Source organism: Parasutterella excrementihominis YIT 11859 (assembly GCF_000205025.1).
Classification (GTDB): Bacteria; Pseudomonadota; Gammaproteobacteria; order Burkholderiales; family Burkholderiaceae_F; genus Parasutterella; species Parasutterella excrementihominis.
Genome location: NZ_GL883734.1, coordinates 1 through 10471, shown reverse-complemented (window position 1 = coordinate 10471; position 10471 = coordinate 1). Strand labels below are relative to the sequence as shown.

At 52.4% G+C, this 10471-nt stretch carries 8 protein-coding genes; all 8 read left to right on the top strand.

Translation table 11 applies throughout. The annotated features are described in order from the left end of the window. Positions 1–1341: alanine transaminase (gene alaC / locus HMPREF9439_RS08765; RefSeq protein ID WP_008864570.1), on the top strand; the 1341-nt coding region annotated here is incomplete at its 5' end. 19 nt (positions 1342–1360) lie between these two features. Beyond that, complete coding sequence (locus HMPREF9439_RS08760) at positions 1361–2671, top strand: homoserine dehydrogenase (protein ID WP_008811644.1); 1311 nt, start codon at positions 1361–1363, stop codon at positions 2669–2671. Then, the gene (thrC, locus tag HMPREF9439_RS08755) at positions 2671–4104 is read left to right on the top strand and encodes a threonine synthase (RefSeq protein WP_008864569.1); all 1434 of its coding nucleotides are present in this window, start codon (positions 2671–2673) and stop codon (positions 4102–4104) included. The genes HMPREF9439_RS08760 and thrC overlap by 1 nt, the downstream gene beginning before the upstream one ends. A gap of 46 nt (positions 4105–4150) precedes the next feature. Further along, on the top strand, positions 4151–4678 hold the full coding sequence (gene mobB / locus HMPREF9439_RS08750) for a molybdopterin-guanine dinucleotide biosynthesis protein B (protein WP_008811646.1): 528 nt from the start codon (positions 4151–4153) through the stop codon (positions 4676–4678). Next, positions 4672–5865: a molybdopterin molybdotransferase MoeA gene (locus tag HMPREF9439_RS08745; protein ID WP_008811647.1), complete on the top strand. Its 1194-nt coding sequence runs from the start codon at positions 4672–4674 to the stop codon at positions 5863–5865. Before mobB ends, HMPREF9439_RS08745 begins: the two co-directional genes overlap by 7 nt. A gap of 9 nt (positions 5866–5874) precedes the next feature. Further along, positions 5875–6324 (top strand): molybdopterin synthase catalytic subunit MoaE, encoded by a 450-nt coding sequence (gene moaE / locus HMPREF9439_RS08740; protein ID WP_008811648.1) that lies wholly within the window; start codon positions 5875–5877, stop codon positions 6322–6324. A gap of 114 nt (positions 6325–6438) precedes the next feature. Then, complete coding sequence (gene clpB, locus HMPREF9439_RS08735) at positions 6439–9036, top strand: ATP-dependent chaperone ClpB (RefSeq protein WP_008811649.1); 2598 nt, start codon at positions 6439–6441, stop codon at positions 9034–9036. A gap of 113 nt (positions 9037–9149) precedes the next feature. Beyond that, a complete protein-coding gene (locus HMPREF9439_RS08730) occupies positions 9150–10376 on the top strand; it encodes an MFS transporter (protein ID WP_008811650.1) in 1227 nt (408 codons plus the stop codon). Positions 10377–10471: the final 95 nt, after the last annotated feature.

Genomic DNA, 10471 nt, shown 5'->3' with positions numbered 1-10471 from the left:
AATAACGATTTTCCCCGCATTAAACGACTCCCGCCTTACGTCTTTAACATTACCAACGAACTGAAGATGGCGGCCCGTCATCGCGGAGAGGACATCATTGATTTGAGCATGGGCAACCCCGACGGCGACACACCGAAGCACATCGTCGACAAGATGGTCGAAGTGGCGCAGCGCCCCGGAACCCACGGCTATTCCGCTTCCCGTGGTATCCCTCGTCTTCGCAAGGCCATCAGCGATTGGTACAAGAGACGCTGGGACGTCGATATTGATCCGGACAAAGAAGCCATCGTTACGATCGGCTCCAAGGAAGGTATCGCTCACCTGATGCTCGCAACCTGCGATCGTGGCGACACGGTCCTCGTTCCGAATCCGAGCTACCCGATTCATATTTACGGTTCCATCATCGCCGGTGCCGATGTCCGCAGCGTCCGCATGGGCCCCGGCATCGATTTCTTCAGCGAATTCGAAAGAGCCGTGACGGAAACGACCCCGAAACCCAAACTCATGATTCTGGGTTTCCCGAGCAACCCGACCGCTCAGTGCGTAGATCTCGACTTTTTTGAAAAACTCGTCGCCCTGGCTAAGAAGCACGGCGTCTACATCGTTCACGACTTGGCCTACGCCGACATCGTCTACGACGGATTCAAGGCGCCTTCCATCATGCAGGTCCCGGGCGCTAAAGACGTGGCCGTCGAGTTCTTCACGATGAGTAAGAGCTACAATATGGCCGGCTGGCGTATCGGCTTCATGGTCGGAAACCGTGAACTTGTCGGCGCACTGACTCGTATCAAGAGCTATCACGACTACGGCACTTTCACACCGATTCAGGTCGGCGCGATCGAAGCCTTGAACGGTCCTCAGGAATGCGTCGAAGAAGTCAGAAAAGAATACGAACACCGTCGCGACGTGATGGTCAAAGGCCTGCATGACTTAGGCTGGATGGTAGAAAAACCCAAGGCCTCCATGTATATCTGGGCTGAGCTCCCCGAGTTCTACAAGTCCATGGGCAGCGTGGAATTCTCCAAACGCCTGCTGGAGAAAGCCAAGGTCGCCGTTTCTCCCGGCATCGGTTTCGGTGAATACGGTGAAGGCTTTGTGCGTATCGCCCTGATCGAAAACGCCGATCGTATTCGTCAGGCCCTGCGCGGTATTCGTCAGATGTTCAAAGAAGACGGTCTGATCCAGCCCAAGACGAAGAAATTCCATCGTCGCTGGAAGGGCGAGCCGGCCCCAGCTGCTCCGGAAAAGAAACCGGCAGCACCCAAATTCGCCAAGGTCAAGAACATTCCTACCAAGGGTTCTAAGAAACCCAAGGCAAAAGCAGCTTCCAAGAAAAAATAGTTAAACGCAAGGAGAGGAAATGGCAACGGAAATCAAAGTCGGTTTGGCCGGTTTCGGTAATGTCGGCAAAGGCACGTACGACATCTTAGAAAGAAACCATTCTTTAATCAGACAAAGAGCGGGTGCGCCGATCTCGGTCAAACGCGTGACCGTCCGCAATGTCGACCGCGTTAAACTTCTGGTCGACGAAGATGTGATCGTCACCAACGATTGGCATGATCTGGTTAATGACCCGGAAGTCAACGTTGTGGTTGAAGCCATGGGCGGCATCGAGCCTGCAAAATCTTTGATTTTGGCCGCTATCGACGCCGGCAAGCATGTCGTGACCGCAAACAAAGCTTTGCTGGCAGAACACGGCAACGAGATTTTCTCTGCCGCTCAGGCCAAAGGCGTCAATGTCGCCTTTGAAGCCGCCGTTGCCGGTTCCATTCCGATTGTTAAGGCGCTGCGCGAAGGCTTAGCCGCCAACCGCGTCTCTTCGATCGCCGGCATCATCAACGGAACCTGCAACTTCATCCTCTCTACCATGCGTGATACCGGACGCAGTTTCGACGATGTGCTCAAAGAAGCTCAGCGCTTGGGTTACGCCGAAGCCGATCCGACCTTCGACATCGAAGGTACGGACTCCGCTCATAAACTGATGCTTCTCTCGGCTATTGCTTTCGGCGTTCCGGTCGATATGTCTAAAGTTCATATCGAAGGCATTACACATCTGGAAGCCAAAGACATTAAGTTTGCCGAAGAACTCGGCTACCGCATCAAGCTGCTTGGCATCACCAAGTACACCGATTACGGCATCGAACTTCGCGTCCATCCGGCGCTTGTTCCCACACGCCGCCTGCTCGCCAATGTAGAAGGCGCGATGAACGCCGTCGTTGTGAAAGGCGACGCCGCCGAAAGTTCTCTTTACTACGGCAAAGGCGCCGGCTCTGAGCCGACCGGTTCTGCCGTGGTTGCAGACTTGATCGATATCGCTCGTACTGCGGAAGTGGCTGTCTCCGAGCGTCCTCGTATGCCGACCACAACGCATAACCCGAAAGCCAAATCTTTTGCTGACTTCGGTGATACGGTCTGCTCTTACTACCTGCGCATTCCCGTTGAAGACAAACCCGGCGTTTTGGCGGAAATCGCCCGTATTCTGGCCGACAACAAGATTTCTATTGAGTCTTTGATCCAGAAAGAAGCACCTTTGGAGGACGCTTCTACCGAAATCATTCTGCTGACGCACAGCACCCGTGAAGCGGATATTCAAAGAGCCATCCGTACGATGCAGCAGCTGGCCAATGTCCGCGGCGCCATCGTGCTTCTGAGAAAGGAAGAATTACAGTAATGCAATACGTGTCTACACGCGGCGGCGTGCCCGCCGCCTCTTACAGCGAAATTGTTCTTCAGGGTTTGGCGCGTGACGGCGGCTTGTTCGTGCCTAAGGTCTACCCGCAGGTTTCGAAAGAAACTCTAAAGAACTGGCGCGGCCTCTCTTACGCTCAGCTCGCGACTGCCGTGACAAGTCTTTTTGCCAAAGATATGCAGCGCTCGGATATCGCCCGTCTGTGCGAAACCACTTACACGCCCGAAGTTTACTGTCACGGCCGCGAAGGCACGGATTTCAAAAAAATCGCGCCCGTCGTTTGGCTGGAAAATGACTTCGGCATTCTCGAGCTTTCCAACGGTCCGACGCTCGCCTTTAAAGACATGGCGATGCAGTACTTGGGTTCGCTCTTTGAGTTTGTGCTCGCCCGCAAAGAAACCCGCCTGAATATTCTCGGCGCCACGAGCGGAGATACCGGCAGCGCAGCCGAATACGCTATGAAAGGCCGTGAAGGCATTCAGGTCTTCATGCTTTCGCCAGCCGGCCGCATGAGCAAATTCCAGAAAGCTCAGATGTATTCCCTGCAGGATAAGAACATTTTCAATATTGCCGTCCAAGGCAGTTTTGATGATGCTCAGGATATCGTCAAAGCCGTATCCGGCGACTTGACCTTTAAGACTGAGCATCACATCGGCGCTGTGAATTCCATTAACTGGGCACGAATTGCCGCTCAGGTCATTTACTACTTCAGCGCTTGGCTCCAAGCGACCGAATCCGAAGATGAAGAAGTCACATTCTCCGTGCCCTCCGGCAACTTCGGTGACGTTTTAGCAGGCTGGATCGCCAAGCAGATGGGGCTCCCTGTGGCTCGTCTGATCGTAGCCACCAATGAAAACGATGTCCTCTATGAATTCTTCCGCAGCGGCCGTTATCGCATTCGCGATTCTGCACATACCTTTGTGACGAGTTCTCCGTCCATGGATATTTCCAAGGCTTCCAACTTCGAACGCTATATCTACGACATCACCGGCAGAAATCCTGAGCGTGTGGTAGAGCTCTGGACCGAGCTGGCTCAGAAGAAGGAATTCCTTCTCAATGCAGAAGAATGGGCAGCTGTGAAGGCAAGCGGCTTTACCGCTTCCAGAAGCACCCACGCCGACCGTTTGGCCTGCATCAAGCGCGTTTGGGATCAGTACGGCTTCCTTGTGGATCCGCACACAGCGGACGGCATCAATGCGGCAGTGAAAGAACGAATCCCGGGTGTAAAAACCATTTGTTTGGAAACCGCATTACCTGCTAAATTTGCAGCTACGATTAAAGAAGCCGTCGGCTTTGAACCTCCGGTTCCGGCCGGCTACGAAGATCTGCTCGAAAAACCGCAGAAAGTGCTGGAAATGCCTGCGGATGCGCAGTTGGTTAAAAATTTCCTCGCCGAGCATGACGTCGGGAAATAAGTTTTAATTTGAAGAGGCTTGCTTAACCGCAGGCCTTTTTGTTTTTATGAAGATTGTTAATTTTGTTGGATACTCCGGCAGCGGCAAAACGACCCTGATCGAAAAAATCATCGCGCTGCTCGCTGAGCGCGGCCTCAAAGTCTCGGCCGTTAAAAATGCCCATCACAATGTCGATATCGATAAGCCCGGGAAGGATTCTTATCGTTTTCGTGAAGCAGGTGCGACGCAGGTTATTGTGCATACCGACGAACGCTGGGCCATGCTCACCGAGACGCCGAAAGACAAGCCCACGCTTTCGGATTTGATTCGTCATTTAGATCCTGCGGACATCGTGATTGTCGAAGGCTTTAAGACCGAAGAGCAGGAAGCGCTTCGTCTGGAGGTTTGGCGCAAGCTCGAACGGCATGAAACACCGATTTGCGCACACGACAAGCGCATCGCTGCGGTCGTGACCGATACGACACACCCGGCATTTGGAAATCTGCCGATTTTTGATATAAATGATGCCGAACCCATTACTCGCTTCATAGTTCGAGAGCTTGGTCTCGAAGACGGAGAAACACGGAAATGCTGACAGTTGAACAAGCAAAAGCAAAGATTTTGGAAGGTGCGGAGGCGGTTGCCGAAGTAGAAGATATGGTGACCCTTTATTCGGCAGGCAAGATCCTCGCCCAAGACATCGTCTCCGAAATTAAAGTCCCTCCTCTGGATAATTCTCAGATGGACGGCTATGCCGTTCGCTGCGCCGATTTTGCAGGCGGTCGCCGCAATTTCCCGGTTTCTCAGCGAATTTTTGCCGGCCACGTCGGTACTGAACTTGAACCCGACACTGTCGCCCGCATCTTCACCGGCGCCCCCATCCCTCCGGGAGCCGATGCGGTTATACCTCAGGAAGAAGCTTCCGAGATGGAAGACGGCAGCGTTGAATTCCATTGTGATCCTAAAGCCGGTGCCTGGATTCGAAGAGCAGGCTGCGATATTGATGTCGGCCAGACTGTATTGAAGAAGGGCGACCGCTTAACGCCTCCGGCGCTCGGCGTTGCCGCGAGCATCGGCGTTTCCACAGTTAAGGTTTATCGTCCGATTCGTGTTTCGCTTTTCTTCACCGGTGATGAACTCGCGATGCCGGGAGAAAAGCTTGTCGAGGGCGGCATCTACAACTCCAACCGCTTTGTCCTGCGCGGACTGCTCCATCAGCTGGGCTGCGATGTGGTGGATTACGGCAATATTCCTGATACGTTTGAAGCAACTCTGGAAGCTTTCCGTAAAGCCTCACGCAAGTCTGATTTCATTCTGACCAGCGGCGGCATGAGCGTAGGCGAAGCCGACTTTATTCGCCGAGCCGTTGAAGAGCTCGGCAAGATGCAGATGTGGCGCATCGCCATGAAGCCGGGCAAACCGGTCGCCAAAGGTGAAGTTCGCGGCGTTCCGTTTATCGGTCTTCCCGGCAATCCCGTCTCCGGCTTTGTGACCTTCCTGCTGTTTGCTCAGCCGCTGATTCTTAAACTTTCCGGTCGCGGCCAAATTGATGTGAAGGGTTATATCCTTCCGCTGGCCTTTGATTACAAGTGCGGATCCCGCCGCGAATTCATCCGTGTCCGCCGCAACGGCGCCGGAGAGCTGGAAAACTACCGAACTCAAAACTCGGCAGTGCTCAGCTCCTGCACCTGGGCAGATGGCTTAGCCGACATTCCGGCTGAAGCTGACTTGAAGAAGGGCGATTTGGTGACCTACATCCCATTCACAGAATTCAACTTATAAGAGGCGTCAATGAAGATTGCAGTTCAAACAGAAGACTTTGATGTTCAGGCTGAAGTAGCGGCACTGCATGCGTCTCCCAAAGTCGGCGCCGTCGTGATGTTTTTAGGCACGGTTCGCGACCTTAACGAAGGTGACGAGGTCGCTTCCATGACGCTGGAGCACTATCCCGGCATGACCGAAAAAGCCCTTACGGCCATTGTGGAAGAGGCAAAGAAGCGCTGGGACATTATGGATGCGACCGTGATTCATCGTGTCGGCGAATTATTCGCCACGGATCAGATCGTTTTTGTCGGCGTTTCCGGCGCCCATCGCGGGGAAGCATTTAAAGCCTGCGAGTTCATTATTGACTACTTAAAGACCGAAGCCCCGTTCTGGAAGAAGGAAAAGGTGGGCGAGGGCACCCGTTGGGTACAGGCCAAAGAGACCGACGAAGCTGCAAAATCCAGGTGGACCAAATAAGCTCAAAATAAGAGAAAAACGCACGTCCGTCTCCGCGGACTCTTCAGAATAGACGCATAGGGGAACAGGAGTTGATTCCGAATGTTTCCTTAACAAAAGGAGATTCAAACTCTTATGCGTCAAGATCAATTTACAACTCGGTTCCAAGAGTTGCTCGGAGAAGCACAATCGATGGCTGTTGAGCGTTCCCAGCAGTACATCGATCCGCTTCACTTGCTGCTTGCGGTATTAAAGGACACCGAGGGCACCGGAAGGACGCTCTTAGAGCGCTCCGGCGTGAGAGTCAGAGAACTCGAACGTAAGGTGAAGGAAGCGATCGGCAAACTGCCGGAAGTTTCCGGAGCTGCCGACAATGTCCAAATCAGCCGTGAGTTGATGGCAATTCTTAATTCGATGGAAAGGGAGGCCGAAAGACTCGGCGATAAATTCATTTCCACCGATCTCTTCCTTTTAGCTTTATGCGACAGCAAGTGTGACGCCGCACACCTTGCGCAAGAGGAAGGCCTCAATAAACCGAGCCTAGAAAATGCAATTTTATCCGTGCGCGGAGGTGAAAAAGTGGACAATCCCGAAGCTGAGAACAATCGTGAAGCCCTAAAGAAATACACGGTTGACCTAACCGAAAAGGCCAAAGAAGGAAAGCTCGACCCTGTGATCGGGCGAGATGACGAGATTCGTCGTGCGATGCAGATTCTGCAGCGCAGAAGTAAGAACAATCCTGTTCTTATCGGCGAACCCGGTGTTGGTAAGACCGCAGTGGTTGAAGGCTTAGCACAGCGTATTGTGAACGGTGAAGTGCCCGACACACTGCGCAACAAACGCGTCTTAAGTCTCGATATGGCAGGACTTGTCGCCGGTGCGAAATACCGCGGCGAATTCGAAGAACGTCTGAAAGCACTGCTGAAAGAAGTGGTTGCCGAAGAAGGCCGTATCATTCTGTTTATCGATGAAATCCATACAGTGGTAGGTGCCGGTAAGACAGAAGGTGCAATGGATGCCGGCAACATGCTCAAACCTGCACTTTCCCGCGGTGAACTGCATGTGATCGGTGCGACGACCTTGGACGAGTACAGAAAGTACATCGAAAAAGATCCCGCTCTGGAACGTCGTTTCCAGAAAGTGATCGTCAACGAACCGAGCGTCGAAGACACGATTGCTATTCTGCGCGGTCTGCAGGAAAAGTACGAAGTTCATCATGGTGTCGAAATTACCGACCCGGCGATTGTGGCTGCTGCTGAACTTTCCGCCCGCTACATTACCGATCGTTTCCTTCCGGACAAGGCTATTGACCTGATTGATGAAGCGGCAGCGCGCATCAAAATGGAAATTGACTCCAAGCCTGAAGAACTCGATAAGCTGGACCGTCGCCTGATTCAATTGAAGATTGAACGTGAAGCCGTTAAGAAAGAAAAAGACGAAGCCAGCAAGAAACGCTTGAGCGGTTTGGAAGAAGAAATCGCTAAGTTAAGCCGCGAGTATTCCGATTTGGAAGAAATCTGGAAGAAAGAAAAGAACGCCGCGTTGGGATCTAAAGAAGTCCGTGACGAAATCGACAAGCTCAAGACCAAGATGGAAGAGCTTCGTCGTTCCGGCAAGTATGAAGAACTCGCTGCGATCCAGTACGGCAAACTTCCCGAACTTGAAAAACAGCTGGTGAAGGAAGAAAAAGAAGAAACCAAGCTCTACGATGAAAAACCGAAGCTCCTGCGTACGCAGGTAGGCGCTGAAGAAATCGCTGAAGTGGTTTCCCGCGCAACCGGTATTCCGGTCTCCAAGATGATGGAAGGCGAACGCCAGAAACTTTTGGATATGGCCAAGTACATCGGCAAGCGCGTTGTCGGACAGAAAGAAGCGGTTGATAAAGTCGTTGACGCCATCCTTCGTTCTCGTGCCGGCCTGTCCGACCCGAACCGTCCTTATGGTTCCTTCCTCTTCCTCGGTCCGACAGGCGTCGGTAAGACGGAGCTCACCAAGGCTTTGGCCGAATTCCTGTTCGACACTGAGGACGCCATGATCCGTATCGATATGAGCGAATTCATGGAGAAACACTCCGTGGCTCGTTTGATCGGAGCGCCTCCGGGATATGTCGGCTATGAAGAAGGCGGCTACTTAACAGAAGCCGTACGCCGTAAACCTTACAGCGTGATTCTTCTCGACGAAGTTGAAAAAGCTCACCCGGATGTCTTCAACATCCTGCTTCAGGCATTGGACGACGGCCGTATGACCGACGGTCAGGGACGCACGGTTGACTTCAAGAACACCGTCATCATTATGACTTCCAACCTCGGTTCTCAGGAAATTATGAACCGTCAGGGTGAAGATCCTGAAGTTGTGAAGGAAGCCGTAATGGACGAAGTCAAGAAGCACTTCAGACCCGAATTCATTAACCGTATTGATGAAATCGTTGTCTTCAATGCCCTTGATCAGAAGGCTATTCGCGAAATCGCCCGTATCCAGATCCGTAAGCTTGCTAAACGTATGGAGCAGCAGAATATTGGTTTGGATGTTACCGAAGCGGCTCTGGACGAAATCGGTAAGGTCGGCTTTGATCCGCTGTTCGGTGCACGTCCGCTGCGCCGTGCTGTCCAAGACTATCTGGAGAACCAGATTGCGGTGGATATCCTTAAGGGTAAATACGCTCCGGGAGACACGGTGTTTGTGGACTATGTTGACGGAAAATTCATTTTTGAAGACCGTAAAGACAATCGATAAGATCGTCTGATCAAATCTGAGTTAAGAGGCTGAGAGACCAACAATCTCTCGGCCCTAACTTATTTTGGAAGACGCGAGGGATAGAATAAGAAAAAACACTCTTAAGCCACGCCATGTACGCACAAGGAACTCGCGGTCACGACATCCTCGCGATTTTTCTCGTTTCGATCGCCCACGCCAGCTCTCATTTCTATCACTTAGTGATTCCGTCGTTGTTCCCTTGGATTCTTCCGCACTTCGGAATGAATTTCCTTCAGGGCGGAACCTTGATGACAACGTTCTTTGTCACGAGCGCAGTCGGCCAGTCGATGAGCGGCTTTCTGGTTGATAAAGTGGGCGGCCGGACCTCAATGTATACAGGCCTGGTTTTGCTGATTGCCAGTGCCGTGGCTTTAGGCATGGCAGAAAATGTGCCGATGCTTTATCTCTCGGCGATGCTGGCCGGCGCCGGCAACTCGGTGTTCCATCCGAGCGATTATTCGCTGATGAACTACAACATTCGTGATCGCTTCTTGGGTCACGCTTTTGCCTGGCATAACATCACCGGCAATATCGGCTGGGCAATTTGTCCTTTCTTCATGGTAACGACAGCGGGCTTGTTCGGCTGGAGAGGTGCGGCGTTTGCAGCTTCTTCGGTAGCGCTGATTGTTCTTGTCATCGAGCTTGTATTTAGAGGCGTTTTCTCTCGAGATTCCGTTCGTGACACTACACCGCCGACTCCGAAAGAGAAAGAAGAGGGGACTTTCGGATTTCTGCGAGTGCCGGATGTATGGTACTGCTTCATGTTTTTCTTCTTTACGTCTGGGGCCTTCGGCGTTCTTCAAAGCTTTTCGCAGACGATCTTCAAGAATGCCTATCACTTGAATCTGACCGGAGCTTCGGCGGCTCTGACAGCTTATCTCTTGGGCGCCGGCGCGGGCGCTTTGATCGGCGGGTTTTTAACGAATCAGCATAAGATCTCGAGCAATCGTGTTGTTGCTCTGTGCCTTACGTTTGCTGCCGTGATGGCAGCTATTTTGGCGTCTCAGATTCTGACCGGGTATTGGGCAGTCGTTCTAATGTGTCTGATGGGTCTGGGAACAGGTGTGGCAGCACCGAGCCGAGACATTATGATTCGCGGAGCGACGGTTGCGAAGTTAGGAAAGAAATCATTTGGCCGCGTTTACGGTTTTACTTATTGCGGAATGGATGTGGGTCAGTCTCTGACACCGATTTTGTTTGGACCGCTTCTTGACGTCGGTATGTTTACAGCCGTTCTTTTCGGTGTTGCGATTCTTCAGACCTTTGCAATTTTTACGGCGCTCCGCGTCTCGACTCAGTCAAGTCCGTCGGCGCCTTAAAGAAGCCTGGGTGTAAGCTCGTCCATATCGCCGAGATTCAACATGTTTTCGGTGTCTTCTTCCAGGCGGTTTCCAATGGCGATTCCGAGGAGGCG